The sequence below is a fragment of the Mongoliitalea lutea genome (assembly GCF_014652135.1).
In the GTDB taxonomy this organism is placed as follows: Bacteria; Bacteroidota; Bacteroidia; order Cytophagales; family Cyclobacteriaceae; genus Mongoliitalea; species Mongoliitalea lutea.
In genome coordinates, this window is sequence record NZ_BMYF01000001.1 from 287,564 (window position 1) to 302,516 (window position 14,953).

Genomic DNA, 14,953 nt, shown 5'->3' on the forward strand with positions numbered 1-14,953 from the left:
AATAATTTAATGTGATTGACCATTGGTATCATCCCCATATAGGACCCATGTATCTTTGGAACCTCCTCCCTGAGAACTGTTCACTACCAAAGATCCCTTCTTTAAAGCAACTCGTGTCAAAGCTCCTGGAATCACCTCTATGGTTTCTCCGTAAAGAATATACGGCCTTAAGTCCACATGCCTAGGCTCTAAGCCTTCATCTGTCCAAGTAGGGACTGTGGAGAGGGACAGTGTAGGCTGTGCTATGTAATTGGTGGGGTTATCTTTGATCAATTGCCGGAATTTGGCATGTTCCTCCTTGGTGGATTTCGGACCAATCAGCATTCCGTAACCGCCGGCGGCATTGGTTTCTTTGACCACAAGCTCTTCAATATGATCCAATACATACTGTCGGTCCTTTTCCTCCCTACAGAGATAGGTAGGTACATTTTTGAGGATAGGCTCTTCCCCAAGATAATACTTAATCAATCGGGGAACATAGGCATACACTGCTTTATCATCAGCCACACCTGTACCGGGTGCATTGGCCATGGCAATATTTCCAGCTTTGTAGGCCTCAAATATCCCCGGTATTCCCAACATCGAATGAGGATTGAAGGTCAATGGATCCAGAAAAGTATCATCAATTCTTCTATACAATACGTCGATTTGTTGCAAGCCTTTGGTGGTCTGCATATAAACCTTTTTACCCTTGGTGATAAGATCTATCCCTGATACCAACTCTACCCCCATTTGCAAGGCTAAATAGGAATGTTCAAAATAGGCCGAATTATAAATACCCGGCGTCAGCACCCCTACTACAGGCTTTTCCTTATTGGAGATAAACTGCAACATTTTCAGGAGTTTGGCAGGATAATCAGAGACAGGCATTACCCCTAATTTATTGAACAAATCGGGATAAGCCCGTTTGATGATTTCCCTGCTTTCAAGCATGTAAGAGACACCAGAAGGGCAGCGAAGATTATCTTCCAAAATATAATATTCACCGTCTTTATCTTTGACCAAGTCCGTACCCGTGATGTGGCACCAAATCCCTTTCGGAGGAGTCAATCCTTGGCAGGCTTTGAGGTAATCTTTACTTCCAAGAATCAAGTCTTCTTGAATAATTTTATCCTTTAATGCCTTTTGATCATTGTACATGTCATGAATAAACAGATTCAGGGCATAAATCCGCTGTTTCAGTCCCGCTTCTAAGTGCTTCCATTCTGCATGGTCGATGATTCTGGGAACAATATCCAAATGAAGGATTTTCTCTACACCCTGATTATCGTGATAGACATTGAATGTCATCCCCATAGCCACCTGAGTTTTGTTGGCAGAGTGCTGAAGGTGCTGCATTTTTTTCGAACTGGTTTTCTTGAGAATTTTCAAAAAATCACAATAATGCGATCGACATTCACCTTCATTTGTGAACATTTCATCATAAAAACCTTTCGGTTGGTATAAATTGGTATCCATAATTCAAAAATTTGCAATTTTTACTATTGATTTTTGAATATACTGGATTTTGAATCATCGTCAAAATTTAATCTAAATCTGTGATTATAAAAATGATTTATTCCAGCATAAAAACATACTCATATAAAAGTATATTTTTGCTAATACTTAATAAACCTCTCTAAAGACTTAGAAGATGAAAAAAAAACTTCTACCAATCTTGATTTGCTTGCTTTATTTTTTCTCTTGCGATAAAAAACCCAACAAGCTACTTAATCAAAAAGAACATGAAGAACTCATAGATTCTTGGGTAGAGAATCGGTTGGCATCACTAAAAAAAGATGATGGTTGGCTAAATTTAATTGGACTTCATTGGATCAGTAACAGTGAAACCAGCATGGGATCAGCTGATTACAATGACATACTTCTGCCTGCAGATAAATTTCCAGAAAAAATCGGAACATTTTTCTGGCAAGATTCTATACTAACTTTTACTCCGAAAATTGATGGCATCACTTACAATGGTCAAATGGTAGAAAGTCCAATGATTCTTTATACCTCAGGTTTAGATGAACCTACAAAAACTTTATCTTTAGGCTCCTTATTGTGGACTATAATTATAAGAGGCGATGCTTTAGGGGTACGAATTCGGGATTTAGATGCTTCTGCAATATCAGATTTCAAAGGAATCCCGAGGTTTGCAACCAGTTTAGACTGGAGATTGAAAGGGGAGTTTACACCTTATGAATTTGGAAAAGAGCTTTCTATTACAAACGTACTTGGCCAAACAAGCATTAATTTATCCCCTGGTTTTGTAAGCTTTGAAAAAGATGGAAAAGTATATCAGCTGGATGCTCTAGATGCTAATAATCAACTCTATTTAATTTTTGCTGATGCGAGCAGTGGATTAGAAACCTATGGTGGTGGACGCTATTTGTATATTGATAAACCTGCACCTAAAAAGACAGAAGTTATTATTGATTTTAATAAAGCATATAATCCACCGTGTGTTTTTACTGCCTATGCCACATGTCCCCTGCCTCCTAGAGAAAATATTTTAGACTTATATATTTCAGCTGGTGAGAAATATATGGATAAATAGCTTTTCTTATCCCGCTAACAATTATCTAATCACTGTTAATATTTAATTCCAAAAAATTATTGTAGATAAAACAAACGCAAATAACCTTGTAAAAGGTTAAAGAAATTATTTGCTACTTAATCTTTTTTAAAGACGATTAAATTCAAAATTTTCTACCATAGGTGCGTTTGAACTCACCATTCAACAAAATTTATCGTACCAATTGATTATTTAAAAAAATTTTAATTCTCACAAGCGCTAATCAAATTAATTATAAAAAACAAAAACTTTACCCCTATTTTTTTGCTAATCAACAAAAGGCCATTAATTTTAATGAATTCCAGCTTGAACAAACAGTTTATGAAACAAGAATATTTTAAATGGTACTCCCCCCACGTGCATCGGGATGTGGAGATGTTAGTTTTTGGTCACAGGGGTTATCCCGTGATATTATTCCCTACGTCTATGGGTACTTTTCATGAAAACCGCGACATGGGTCTGATTGAATCTGCTAAATGGTATATCGAACAGGGACTTATTCAGATCTTCTGCCCTGACTCCAATGACCGTGCAAGCTTTTATAACAAACATGTACATCCCCATGAGCGCATACAAAATCACGTGCGCTATGATAAGATGATCTGCCATGAGATTGTGGAACGTGTTCGCCTTAATACAGGTACTGGCAAAGTAGCGACCGCAGGATGTAGCTTTGGTGGTTATCATGCCGCAAACTTTGCTTTCAGGCATCCGGGTTATGTTAGCCACATGTTTTCAATGTCAGGTGCTTTTGAAATCAGGAGCTTTATGGATGGCTACATTCATGATGATGTCTTTTACAATTCTCCATTAGAATACCTCAAAGGCTTAAATGATCAAGAGCTTTGGAGAATGGATATCGTATTAGGAACTTCCAACTGGGATATCTGCTTCGATGCCAATATCAAACTTAGTGATGTCTTGGAATCCAGAGGTGTTGGGCATTGGCTCGATGTCCGAAGAGATAGACAGCACGACTGGCCTGTATGGAAAGAGATGTTTCCCCATTACTTATCCAGAATCAGGTTTACTTAGCATAAAAAACAACTTTTAATCGATGTTAGGGTCAATCATTTTCCATTGAAAAACCCTTCCGGATGAAAGTATTTTAAATTAATGACAATAAAACAACCCCTATACACATGAAAAAGATTGGAATCTTATTTGGCATGGAAGACACTTTTCCCCATGCATTCGTAGAGCGAGTCAATGAAAAAAACGAAAAGGGAATCATTGCCGAACCCGTTTCCATCGACAAAGTAATTCAAAACCAATTGACGGAGTATGCAGTAATCATTGACCGTATATCACAGGATGTCCCATTTTACAGAGCTTATTTGAAAAATGCCGCATTAACAGGTACTGCTGTAATCAATAATCCGTTTTGGTGGAGTGCTGATGATAAATTTTTCAACAATGCTTTAGCGGATAAATTGGGAGTTCCGCTTCCGAATACGGTAATCCTTCCATCAGCCGAACACCCGACTGACACGACTTCAAAATCTTTCCGCAATCTCAAGATGCCTTTGGATTGGGATGGGATTTTCGACTATGTAGGTTTCCCTGCATACATGAAGCCATATGCCGGCGGTGGATGGAAAAATGTATATCGTTTGGAAAACAAGGAAGAGTTTTTCCAAAGACATAGAGAAACTGGACAATTGGTCATGCTTCTTCAAGAAGAAATTGTATTTGAAGAATATTTCCGTGTGTACTGCTTAGGTGGGAAAGCGGTAAGAATTATGGAATACGAACCTAGAAATCCGCATCATTTGAGATATGTGGTAGATAGGCCACCTTCCGCTAAAAAACTCCTTTCCAAAGTGAAAGAATATACCATTGCCCTATGCCAAGGACTAGGTTATGATTTCAACACTGTGGAATTTGCGGTAAAAGACGGTATTCCATATGCCATTGACTTTGGCAACCCTGCGCCTGATGCCGATGTAAATTCTGTAGGTCAGGCAAATTTTGATTGGGTGGTGGAGGAAGCTGCAAAAATGGCTATTGCTTACGCTAAAGCACAGAAGCCAGGTAAAATCAATTTGACTTGGGGCACTTTTATGAAAGATGCCGTCAGCAATGCAAAACGATTCTAGTATATGAGAAAATTACCCGTTTTTACCTTAGGAGTAGAAGAGGAATATCAGATTATCGATCCTCAAACCCGAGATCTGCGCTCACATATGTCCAAAATTGTGGATGGGGCGAAGATATTTTTGAAAGAGCAAGTGAAGGCTGAAATGCATCAGTCTGTGGTAGAAGTGGGTACCAACATTTGCCAAAACATCAAAGATGCCCGGAAAGAAGTTTCTTTCCTTCGGAGAAAAATTGTGGATTTGGCAGCTGAACAAGGATTGGTTGTAGGTGCTTCAGGCACCCATCCTTTCTCCAAGTGGCAAGATCAACCCATCACGGACGATCCACGCTATCACATGATCGTCAATGAGCTTCAGGACACTGCACGGTCCAACCTGATTTTTGGATTGCATGTGCACGTAGGAATTGAAAACCGTGAAATTGCCCTGCAAATCATGAATCAAGCCTGCTACTTCTTGCCTCACATCTATGCATTGACTACCAACTCCCCTTTTTGGGAAGGTAGGAATACAGGCTTTAAAGCATTTAGAGCCCATGTGTTTGCAAAATTCCCAAGAACGGGGCTACCTGAGTACTTTGACTCCGTGCAGTCTTATGATAATTTCTTGGAGACTTTAGTCAAAACGAATTGTATTGATAATCCGAAGAAAATTTGGTGGGACTTGCGCATGCATCCTTTCTTCAGCACAATCGAGTTTAGAATCTGCGACATGTGTCTGACCGTAGACGAAACCATGTGTGTGGTTGCTTTGATTCAAGCAGTAGTTGCCAAGCTGTACAAAATGCACTTGATGAACACCAGCTTCAATATTTACCGCATTGCATTGATTCGGGAAAATAAATTCAGAGCTGCCCGTTATGGTACGGATGGTATGATGATTGACTTTGGACAAAAGAAAGAAGTCCCTTACAAGGAACTGATGTTGGAACTTTTGGAATTTGTGGATGATGTGGTAGATGAATTGGGTAGCAGAGATGAAATCAACTATATCCACAAAATCTTCCAAGAAGGCACAGGTGCTGATAAGCAATTGAAAGTATTTGAAGACAGCAAAGACTTATCCAAGGTCGTTGACTTTATAGTTGGAGAATTCTCCAAGAATATTTGATTCTAGCTGGCTGTTTTTCTAGTGAAAATGAAATGATTGAAATTCAACCCTCTTGAAAAACAGCCACTTGGATTAATTTACGTACCTTTGCGGTCCCAAACAAAATCACCATGCAAGACAAAATAAATGTAGCCATCCTCGATATGTACGACGGAGAGCCAAATCAAGGGATGCGCTGTATTCAGGATATTCTAGGACGCTTTCAATCAGAGATCACCTGCAAAACTTATAATGTAAGGCAACATGCAGAAATCCCTGATGTTAGCGAATATGATTTATACATATCTTCCGGCGGACCGGGTAATCCTTTGGAAGGTGACGGCAATTGGGATGTTAAATACTATGCTTTGTTGGATAGCATTTACGAATGGAACAAACAGCACGAACAAAAGAAATACATTTTGTTTATCTGTCACTCCTACCAAATGGCCATCAAGCATTTTGGCTTGGCAGAAATAACGAAACGAAAGTCCACCTCTTTTGGAGTGATGACTATTCATAAAACAGATGCAGGAATGGACGATCCATTATTTGAAAATTTGGATAATCCATTTTGGGCAGTCGATAGTCGGGATTACCAAGTGGTACAACCCCACCATAAAAAATTCCGGGAAATGGGCGCACAAATCATCGCCTTGGAAAAAATCAGAACTCATGTGGAATACGAACGTGCCATCATGGCTGTACGTTTCAGTCCTGAGATGGTAGGTACCCAATTCCATCCTGAGGCCGATCCTGAAAGCTTTCATGTGCATCTACGTAAACCGGAAGTTAGGGAGAAAATCATCAACATGCGGGGCAGAGTACGCTATTTACGCATGCTCGAGCATCTCGTAGAGGAGCATACCATTTACAAGACCAACGAAACCTTGATACCAAACTTTATTCGTCAGTCTATAGACCTTATCAATCAACAGCACGCATACACTCATTAACGTTACCTATGATTAGTCAACACAGACAATTTTTCAATCAGCAGTTTAGTCAGGAAAGATACCAGTCCTTACTTCAAAGTATCGCGCAGGAATTTGACTATATGCCTACCTTTCGCATAGCGGAAACACCTTTTTTTATCTCCGATGAGCTGAAATCACAAGTGGAAGAAGCTTGTCAACAAGTGATTGACTTTATCAATCGGCCTGATTTTAATCAAATAACTCAAAAAGCGATTGATGTGAACTTTGATGTTCCTAATCAGGATGCGCATACCCAATTTCTGGCAATCGATTTTGGTATCTGCGAGGAAGATGGAAAGATTCTTCCAAAACTCATTGAGGTGCAGGGCTTTCCTTCGATTTTTAATTTTCAATTCAATCTCTTCCAGAAATTTCAGGAAACCTATCCTTTCTTAGCGGATTTTACCCCCTATCTCAGTGGGTTGAATGAGCAAACGTATTTCGAAAAAGTGAAAGAAACCATCTTGAATGGTTACGCACCGCATGAAGTGGTTTTATTGGAAATTGAGCCAGAAAAACAGAATACAAAAATAGATTTCTACTATTGCAAAAAAGATTTGGGGGTACCTTACATCTGTGTTACTGCTATTGAAAAAAAGGGAAAGAAGCTATTTTACACCAATGAAGAAGGTGAAAAAATCCAAATCAAACGGATTTACAACCGGGTGATTTTCGATGAACTGATGGCCCGAAAAGACTTGGATATGAGCTTTTCATTCTTTGAAGAATTGGACGTAGAATGGGCAGGACATCCCAATTGGTTTGCTAGAATCAGTAAATTTATTCTTCCCTACCTTCAAGGACCTTATTTTAACGATACCGTATTATTGTCCGACTTGAAAGAAATCCCGAGTGACCTAGAAAACTATGTACTCAAGCCACTATTTTCTTTTTCGGGAAGCGGGGTGATTTTTCATGTGACCAAAGAAGATGTGATGAAGGTTGAGGAAAAAGACCTGTATATCCTCCAAAAGAAAGCTACTTACAAACCTATTATTCAAGCCTTGGAAGGTCAGGTAAAAGCCGAACTTCGGATTTTGGCTGTTTGGCCTGAAAAGGATGAATCCCCTACCCTAGTCGGGAATCTTGTACGCCTGAGCCGGGGAGAAATGATAGGTGTGAAGTTTAACAAGGACAAAGATTGGGTTGGCGGTACAATTGGACTTTTTTCCAAATAAATTCTTGACACAATTTTCTTTGGGTTCACGTACAATTACTTGCCATTCCTACTTTACATGACAAAAATCACTTTTTTTTGTCATTGTTTTTCCTAGCTTTAAAAGTTGGATGCATTTTATCCACTTTTAAACACCTACTCATGATTATTGGAATCCTCAAAGAACCCGAAGGAGAAGCAAGAGTTGCTTTTCTCCCAGAGGCTGTAAAAACTCTTATCGACTGGAAATTAGATATTTGGGTAGAGAAAGGTGCCGGAGTCTCGGCATTCTCTCCTGACGAACAATACCTAGCTCAAGGAGCAAGCATCCACAGTAGGGATGAAATCCTTTCAAAGGCTGATTTGATTTGTGGCATTCAGCCACTCAAACAATCAGAAATTGCCCAAACGCGTCCTGAAATTGTTTTAATGGGACAATTGGATGCGCTTTACAATACAGATCTGACTGATTTTCTCTTGAAAAACAACAAAACAGCCTTCAGTATGGAATTGGTCCCACGTACCACACGTGCACAATCTATGGACGTACTTTCTTCTATGGCAACAGTGACTGGATACAAAGCCGTACTCTTAGCTGCTTCTATGCTTCCTAGATTTTTCCCGATGTTTATGACCGCCGCTGGTAGTATTACTCCTGCGCGAGTCTTGATTCTAGGAGCAGGTGTTGCTGGTTTGCAGGCAATTGCTACCGCAAGGAGACTCGGCGCCAATGTATTTGCTTTTGATGTGCGTCAAGCTGCGAAAGAAGAGGTTTTATCCTTGGGAGCTAAATTTGTGGATGTAGAAGGAGCTACGGAAGATAAATCTGCCGGAGGATATGCTGTCGAACAAAGTGAAGCCTATTTGCAAAAGCAAAAAGATACCATACATGAGCATGCTTTGAAAGCAGATATTATTATCACTACAGCTCAAATTCCCGGACGAAAAGCCCCACAATTAGTGGAAGAACGAACTGTCAGGTCAATGAAAGCTGGCTCAGTAATCATAGACTTAGCTGCAAGCTCGGGTGGGAATTGTGCGCTCTCCCAACCTGAACAAACTATTGATGTGGAAGGTGTGCGAATTGTAGGCGTAAGCAATTTAGCAGCCCAAATGCCTCAAGATGCCAGCAAAATGTTTGGCAAAAACTATTTGAACTTCCTGAAACTGATTATCAAGGAAGGTCAGATCCATCTAAATTTTGAAGATGATATTGTCCAAGGAACCTGTGTATGTCATCAGGGAACAGCTATCAGTCCTCGAATCATCCAATGTGTAACGTCCTAAGCTTATGGAAAGTATACTACAATTTATAGGCGAAAATATGGAAATGGTGTATTTCCTGATTTTAGCCATCCTTTTAGGGGTAGAGGTAATCTCCAATGTCCCTGCCATCCTTCACACCCCTTTGATGTCCGGTGCCAATGCCATCCACGGAGTGGTAGTTGTCGGAGCCATCATAGTTATGTTACAAGCTTCTCCAGATAATTACCTAGCATTAGGCGTAGGCTTTTTAGCAGTGATTGTAGGCACCTTAAATGTGATAGGAGGCTTTGTGGTCACCGATAGAATGTTGGAGATGTTTAAGAAAAAGCCGAAAAAATCATGATACAACTCACATTCTTAGAAATCGCTTACTTGATTGCATCCTTGACTTTTATCATAGGACTCAAGATGCTTTCACATCCAGATTCGGCCCGAAAAGGTAACTTGGTGGCGGCAGCAGGCATGTTGTTGGCCATTGTGGTGACATTGACCTTGTATCAGGATTTCGATAGCAGTAAACTGTTAAACTATGGCTTAATTTTCGGTGGCTTGGTAGTAGGTTCCGTAATCGGCACCATCATGGCCAAACGCGTGCAAATGACCGCCATGCCACAAATGGTATCTTTCTTTAATGGAATGGGAGGAGCCTGTGCAGCGCTGATTGCGATCATCGAATTTCAGCACCATCAGCACAGTACGGTCACAGGTTTTGATGGGGAGCTATTGGTGATGCTTCTAGGGCTTTTAATCGGTTCTGTTTCCTTTTCAGGTTCTTTGATTGCTTATGGAAAACTAGAAGGAAAAATCAAAGACAAAGTCCTGCCCTTCAATCAGGTAATCAACATGAGCATGTTATTGGCCATTATTGTGTTGATTGTCTATCAAATGGTAGCCGGATCCAGTCCATTGGTATTTTATGGAATTTTGGTTATTGCCTTGGTCTATGGAGTACTCTTTGTAATGCCTATCGGAGGAGCAGATATGCCTGTGGTTATTTCTTTGCTGAATTCTTTTACAGGAATGGCAGCGGCTTTTGGTGGGTTCCTATATGGAAACAAAGCCATGCTGACTGGAGGGATTTTGGTAGGTTCAGCAGGAACCATCCTGACCATTCTCATGTGCAACGCCATGAACCGCTCACTTACCAATGTACTCCTAGGGGCCTTTGGAGGTGGTGCTACAGGCGCTGCTAAAACAGGGTCGGGAGATCAAACTGTCCGTGAAATATCCATTTCGGATACGGCTGTTCTCTTATCTTATTCACAAAATGTAGTGATTGTACCTGGCTATGGCTTGGCTGTCGCCCAAGCACAGCATATTTGCCATGAGCTGGAAAAATTACTGGAGGAAAAAGGGGTAGAAGTCAATTATGCCATTCATCCTGTCGCCGGCCGTATGCCTGGACATATGAATGTACTGCTAGCAGAAGCAGATGTGCCCTATGAGCGCATGCAGGAAATGGAAGAAATCAATGATAAATTCACCAATACAGATGTGGTTGTAGTCATTGGAGCCAATGATGTAGTCAATCCAGCTGCTAAAAACGATCCAAGTTCTCCGATATATGGCATGCCGATATTGGAAGTAGAGCAGGCAAAAAATGTCATTATCATGAAGCGTGGGATGGCTGCTGGCTACGCAGGGATTGAAAATGAACTCTTCTTTTATCCCAAAACGAAGATGCTATTTGGGGATGCCAAAGCAACCTTACAGAAATTAACTGCTGAGGTGAAGGAGATTTAAACCAATTGAGGCTTGATGGGTTATCAAAAGGCTAGTATATTGCTAGTAAACTATTAAAAACCCATCAAGCCATGTTTAAATTAACACTTTACTTTCAAGCATTCTTCTTAGCTCTATTGGCTTGGAACCAACTAAAACCTGTAAATGATACCAATGAGTTAGCTCCAGCTATCACTATGTGTCATTCAGGTCCATCAGAAATGATTGCTTTTTTGGATGACCCTACTTTTGTGGCATTCCATCCCTCCCCTATTCCATTTGACTTCGATCCTTCCGGACAAATGATCTCCTTCCCTAGTCCAGATGGAAAGGATGCGAGTGGATACTATTTGCCGGCTACCAATCAATCTGAACTTTGGTTATTCGTATATCAGGAATGGTGGGGACTGAATGATAACATCAAAGAAGAAGCTGAAAAGTTTTTCAATGACCTTGGAGGAAAAGTAAATGTCTTAGCATTGGACATGTACGATGGCAATGTCACTGCCAATCCTCAAGAGGCTATGACCTTTATGAGAGGTACAGATGGAGAGCGATTAACCAACATTGTAAAAGCAGCACAAAACTTCGCAGGGCCGAGAGCTCAGATTGCCAATGTAGGATGGTGTTTCGGAGGTGCTTGGTCTTTGAAATCTGCCTTAATTTTGGGTCCTTCTAACATTGGTTCAATCATCTATTATGGCATGCCTGTGAGAGATGTGGAGCAATTAAAAACCTTGAATTCAGACGTTTTAGGCCTATTCGCAACCGAACAAAATATCTCCAAAGAGATCATAGAAGAATTTGCATCAGCAATGAAAGAAGCCGATAAAAGTCTGAATTACAAAATCTTCGATGCCGTTCACGGCTTTGCCAACCCATCCAATCCACGCCATGATGTAGCTGCTACGGAAGAAGCCTATGGAATGGCTATGGCGTATTTGAAGGAGAAGTTTGGGATGTAGAGATGGAAGCGAGATGCGAGATGCGAGAGACGAGAAGCGAGATTTTAGAATCAAGATCCAAGAACTGCTGTAAGCAGGAGGTGAGAAGCGTAGTGAAATGTAGAATGAGGAATGAAGAATTTAGAATGAGAGGCGAAAATGAAGCATTATAAATGTGGAATAATGGATCCGGCTGTGGGTTTTAACCTACGTCCGTAATTTTTTTGAGACAAAATTTAATCGAATTTCAAAAGAATGTCCCAAATCAATTGCCGTGGATTTTAATCCCCGGCATTGGAGGAGGAGTAAATAGTCGGGGAATGAAATAACCTCAAAAAATCATCTGTGCAAATCTGCGAAATCTGTGGACAGACAACCAAATTAAAGGATGAAGGAGGAAAGATGAAGGAGGAAGGAGGAAGGATAAGGAAGGAAGGATGAAGGAGGAATCAGTACACATGAGAGTTGATTTTTCAGGCTGTTCATGTGTACTGATTTTTATTTACATTTTCACTGATTTTACGGGCATGAGAAGGTCTGCATTAACCCAAGGTTTTCAGAGAAATCCTAGTAAGCTCATAGAGTTCACACTCCTTCTGTGATTTATTCGCTTTCTGCGAGCCACACTCCTGCTTTATGCGAACCTCATTTCATACTAAAACTTGATAGACAATCCCAACATCAAATTTTGTAAAGCAAAATCCCCATTACCGGTAAATACATCATCAATCACAATCGTTTGTCCATTCAGTACACGCTGATAGCGAAGGTCTAACCCTAAATTCCCGAAATTCAGGCCAATTCCAAACTGATAGCCTGCATTCCATTTATCAAATTCAAAAGGTCTTAACTCATCTTGTATGTAATAATGCATGGCAGGACCGGCAAAAACAGAAAAGATAGGACCTAGTACATTTACTCCAAGAAGCAATGGCGCATCCAATAATTGTGTTTTAAAAATCTCCGAATTGACTTCAGAGCGGACTTGCGTATAATTCAACTCGGGACGTAAAAACACAGGACCTAAATTTACCTTTCCAAACATTCCAAGATTGAATCCTACATTATCCATAGGATTGCCCCATGCAAGACCTGCATCTTTGAAGTATTGACCACTGGAATTGTAATTGACACCCCCTCGGATTCCGAAGCCTCCTGATGTTTGGGCATATACTTGTTGCGTTACAGACAGGAACAATAGACCTGCCATGGCGAGTGTTAATTGAAGGATTTTTTTCATAGCACTTTTTGTTAAGAGTTGGTAAAAGATGGAAATCTTACAAACACCTGCATCTATTTCATGGTTTTAACTCGTAAATAAAACCAAATAAAATATTGACTTCCTCAGAACGACACCTTTTCCAAAATCGTGCCTGAAAATAAAATTATAATCAAAAGACCTATGCGCTCAATAAAAGTTCCATTTAGTTACTTATTCTTAGGGATTGCCTTGCTATTCTCACAATGTTCTTCGGCCGAAAACAAACAACTTCAAGCAGAAGATACAGCTGCGGATGCCACTACACTCTCCAACAGTCGTTCCTTAGCAACTTTCGCAGGTGGTTGCTTTTGGTGTATTGAAGCGCCATTTGAAGAAATTGATGGGGTCATCAGTGTGATTTCCGGCTATGCAGGTGGAAAGGAAAAAAATCCAACATACTCCGATGTTTCTTCTGGGAAAACCTCTCATAGGGAATCTGTACAAATCACATTTAACCCTGATGTCATTTCTTATTCCGAATTGGTGGATATATTCTTTCAACAATTTGACCCAACCGATGAGGGAGGTTCATTTTATGATAGAGGGTTTCAATATTCTTCAGCCATTTTCTACCATGACAAAACCCAAAAAGAAGTAGCTGAACAAGCAATCAAAGCATTAGACCAAGCAAAAATCTTTGAAAAACCGATTGTTACTCCCGTAATCAAATACACTAACTTCTACGAAGCAGAAGAATATCATCAAGATTACTACAAAAAAGAACCAGGAGAATATTATGCCTACAGAAGAGGTTCGGGTCGAGATGCTTTCATTGCCAAGCATTGGCCAGTGAATCTGTCAGATCAGTATAAAAAACCTAGTGATGCAGAGTTGAAAAAACGCTTAACCAAGTTACAATATGATGTTACGATGCACGAAGCTACTGAGCGTGCTTGGAACAATCAATACAATGACAACAAGGAAAAGGGAATATATGTCTGCATAGTTTCAGGGGCTCCATTATTCAGCAGTTCAGATAAGTATGAAAGCTATTCCGGTTGGCCATCCTTCACCAAGCCAATAGATGCCCGCTTGATAGATAAACCTACTGATGTTTCCTATGGCATGATGCGTGTGGAAGTGAGAAGTAAACTGGGAGACTCCCATTTAGGTCATGTATTTAATGACGGCCCAAATCCAACCAATTTGCGATACTGCATGAATTCCGCTGCCATGAAGTTCATTCCTCTAGCGGAGATGGACAAAGAAGGCTATGGTAGCTATAAATGGCTAGTACAGTAATTTCCGAAACGTCAAATTAATCCTTCCCCCCAAGACCTTTTTGGTTTTGGGGATTTGATGTTCCCAAAAATGCTGACACTCCCCTTTCATTAAAAGCAAAGAACCATTTTCCAGCTCTACCGACTTTTTAAGCTGTTTGTTTTCGTAGTGTCTCAGTTGAAATGCACGGGTTGAACCAAAGCTTACGGATGCTATGGTAGGATTGACCCCAAGTACCTTTTCATTGTCCCTATGCCAACCCATGCTATCGGCACCATTTCGGTAATAGTTGAGCAGGACGTGGGTGAATTCTTCTTGGGCTTCCTTTTCTACAGCAGCTTTAATGTCTATTAAAAAATCAGTCCATGCGAATGGTGTCATCTCTATACCTGAATAACCATAAGGTTTGGTCGGATCACCATATAAGGCCGTCAACCGAGGCTGCATCACCTGCTTTCCAAACATCCAAATGGGCTCTTGTTTCCAAGCAATTTCATTTAAAAGCTTCTCCCAAAAATGGGCAGATTGGTCGCCGGTGAAAAATTCATGGTAATAATAAGCCTCGCCTTGAGAGGGCAGTAAATTTTCCTGTGATGAAGCGTGAAAGAGTTGCATACTGTGAGAATAGTTCTTGGGAGAAATTGTTTGCAAAAAGTAGAAA

At 40.4% G+C, this 14,953-nt stretch carries 14 protein-coding genes; 11 read left to right on the forward strand and 3 right to left on the reverse strand.

The window, feature by feature from the left end; all coding sequences use genetic code 11:
- Positions 1–6: 6 nt before the first annotated feature.
- Positions 7–1,458 carry a circularly permuted type 2 ATP-grasp protein gene (locus IE080_RS01210; RefSeq protein ID WP_189578571.1) on the reverse strand — a complete coding sequence of 484 codons (1,452 nt, stop codon included), beginning with the start codon at positions 1,456–1,458 and terminating at the stop codon, positions 7–9.
- A 175-nt stretch (positions 1,459–1,633) separates the two neighbouring features.
- On the opposite strand from IE080_RS01210, the gene IE080_RS01215 reads away from it, so the two are divergent.
- From IE080_RS01215 to IE080_RS01260, 10 genes are all read left to right on the forward strand, one after another.
- A complete protein-coding gene (locus IE080_RS01215; protein ID WP_189578573.1) occupies positions 1,634–2,539 on the forward strand; it encodes a DUF1684 domain-containing protein in 906 nt (301 codons plus the stop codon).
- Positions 2,540–2,878: 339 nt separating this feature from the next.
- Positions 2,879–3,592, forward strand: coding sequence for an esterase family protein (locus IE080_RS01220; protein ID WP_189578576.1), 714 nt, complete (start codon positions 2,879–2,881; stop codon positions 3,590–3,592).
- Between the two features lie 107 nt (positions 3,593–3,699).
- Entirely contained in the window at positions 3,700–4,656 is a 957-nt protein-coding gene (locus tag IE080_RS01225) for an ATP-grasp domain-containing protein (protein ID WP_189578578.1), read from the forward strand.
- A gap of 3 nt (positions 4,657–4,659) precedes the next feature.
- Complete coding sequence (locus IE080_RS01230; protein WP_189578580.1) at positions 4,660–5,766, forward strand: carboxylate-amine ligase; 1,107 nt, start codon at positions 4,660–4,662, stop codon at positions 5,764–5,766.
- A 110-nt stretch (positions 5,767–5,876) separates the two neighbouring features.
- The gene (locus IE080_RS01235; protein ID WP_189578582.1) at positions 5,877–6,701 is read left to right on the forward strand and encodes a type 1 glutamine amidotransferase; all 825 of its coding nucleotides are present in this window, start codon (positions 5,877–5,879) and stop codon (positions 6,699–6,701) included.
- A gap of 8 nt (positions 6,702–6,709) precedes the next feature.
- Complete coding sequence (locus IE080_RS01240) at positions 6,710–7,900, forward strand: hypothetical protein (protein WP_189578584.1); 1,191 nt, start codon at positions 6,710–6,712, stop codon at positions 7,898–7,900.
- A 140-nt stretch (positions 7,901–8,040) separates the two neighbouring features.
- A complete protein-coding gene (locus tag IE080_RS01245; RefSeq protein WP_189578586.1) occupies positions 8,041–9,165 on the forward strand; it encodes an NAD(P) transhydrogenase subunit alpha in 1,125 nt (374 codons plus the stop codon).
- Between the two features lie 4 nt (positions 9,166–9,169).
- Entirely contained in the window at positions 9,170–9,487 is a 318-nt protein-coding gene (locus IE080_RS01250) for an NAD(P) transhydrogenase subunit alpha part 2 (protein WP_189578588.1), read from the forward strand.
- Positions 9,484–10,887 (forward strand): NAD(P)(+) transhydrogenase (Re/Si-specific) subunit beta, encoded by a 1,404-nt coding sequence (locus tag IE080_RS01255; RefSeq protein WP_373295115.1) that lies wholly within the window; start codon positions 9,484–9,486, stop codon positions 10,885–10,887. The genes IE080_RS01250 and IE080_RS01255 overlap by 4 nt, the downstream gene beginning before the upstream one ends.
- Positions 10,888–10,958: 71 nt before the next feature.
- Positions 10,959–11,831: a dienelactone hydrolase family protein gene (locus IE080_RS01260; RefSeq protein ID WP_189578590.1), complete on the forward strand. Its 873-nt coding sequence runs from the start codon at positions 10,959–10,961 to the stop codon at positions 11,829–11,831.
- A 634-nt stretch (positions 11,832–12,465) separates the two neighbouring features.
- Here the strand turns inward: IE080_RS01260 and IE080_RS01265 are convergent.
- Entirely contained in the window at positions 12,466–13,050 is a 585-nt protein-coding gene (locus IE080_RS01265; RefSeq protein ID WP_189578592.1) for an outer membrane beta-barrel protein, read from the reverse strand.
- Between the two features lie 162 nt (positions 13,051–13,212).
- Between IE080_RS01265 and msrB the strand changes: the two genes are divergently transcribed.
- Positions 13,213–14,313, forward strand: coding sequence for a peptide-methionine (R)-S-oxide reductase MsrB (msrB, locus tag IE080_RS01270; protein ID WP_189578594.1), 1,101 nt, complete (start codon positions 13,213–13,215; stop codon positions 14,311–14,313).
- Here the strand turns inward: msrB and IE080_RS01275 are convergent.
- Positions 14,302–14,907 carry an alpha-ketoglutarate-dependent dioxygenase AlkB family protein gene (locus tag IE080_RS01275; RefSeq protein WP_189578596.1) on the reverse strand — a complete coding sequence of 202 codons (606 nt, stop codon included), beginning with the start codon at positions 14,905–14,907 and terminating at the stop codon, positions 14,302–14,304. The two genes, msrB and IE080_RS01275, sit on opposite strands and share 12 nt — an antisense overlap.
- Positions 14,908–14,953: the final 46 nt, after the last annotated feature.